Raw genomic sequence first — 1,044 nt, 5'->3', positions numbered from 1 at the left:
GCGGGAGGCCGCGCCGGCGCGCAGGGCGGCACCCGCGTGGCCGTAGGACCGGCCGCGGCGGTACAGCCGCCCGCGCCCGCGGGTGGTCTCGGCGGCCCGCACGACGACCGGCATCGGCTCGGTGACGAGCCGACCGAGGCGGCGCCCGCGCCACAGGGCGGTGACGACGACGACGAGGAGGAGCTGCAGGGCGAGGATCGGGACGACGGGGGGCACCAGCTGCCCCAGCCCGGAGCCGCCAGCCTCGTCGGTCGCGCCGGTGTCGTCGAGCGACGGGATGTACCAGACGAGCCGCTCGTGCTTGCCGAGGGCCCGAAGCACGAGGGCGGCGTTGCCCTGCTCGTCGAGGTGCTCGTTGGTCAGGGGCGCGTAGTCGGAGAAGGCGACGATCCGGCGCTCGCCCTCGACCGCGACCGCGTACGCGCCGCCGCGGTCGGTCGTCGTGCCCGACGCCGGGAAGCAGACGACCGCGCCGGGGCCGGTGGCCAGCAGCGCGCCCGACGCCGTGATGGCGCCCGCCACGACCGCGTCCGGGTCGTCGCACTGCGCGGAGCGCACCTCGGGATCGCCCGAGAGCCCGCCCCCCGAGGCGATCGCGTCGGTGAGCCGGCCCAGCGCCCACTCGGCGTCGACCATGACCAGGTCCGCGCCGCTGGCGTCCAGCACGTCGAGCTGGGAGTCGTCGAGCAGGTAGTCGCCGACGACGAGCACGGTCGAGCCCGGACCCGCGAGCCGGTGGACGTCGCCGATGTGCCGCACGTAGCGGACGTCGACGCCCTCGCGGCCGAGGATCTGGGCGGCGGCGCGCGCGCCGCCGGGCGCGGGGTTGTCCGGCGCCAGCGTGAGGGTCGACGTCTGCGGCTCGGGCAGCGCCGACAGGATGCCCGCGAGCACGACGAGGGCGAGCAGGCCGAGCGGCCACCGCGCGCGTCGCCACCGACGCGCCGACCGGCTGCGCGCGGACGTCCCGTCGCCGACGACGACGTCGGTCGCCAGGCTCATCGGGGGGCCGCCACGGCCAGCTCGGTCGCGGCCGGCCCGGCC

1 protein-coding gene is annotated in these 1,044 nt (G+C 78.0%); it reads right to left on the bottom strand.

Annotated features, from left to right (window positions below):
* Positions 1-1,002 (bottom strand): DUF4350 domain-containing protein (locus AC1DT4_RS20235; protein ID WP_477091550.1); only part of this gene is annotated, 1,002 nt, incomplete at its 3' end.
* Positions 1,003-1,044 lie beyond the last annotated feature (42 nt).

Source organism: Cellulomonas sp. P4_D11 (assembly GCF_056401915.1).
This window is presented reverse-complemented; position numbering and strand designations above follow the sequence as displayed.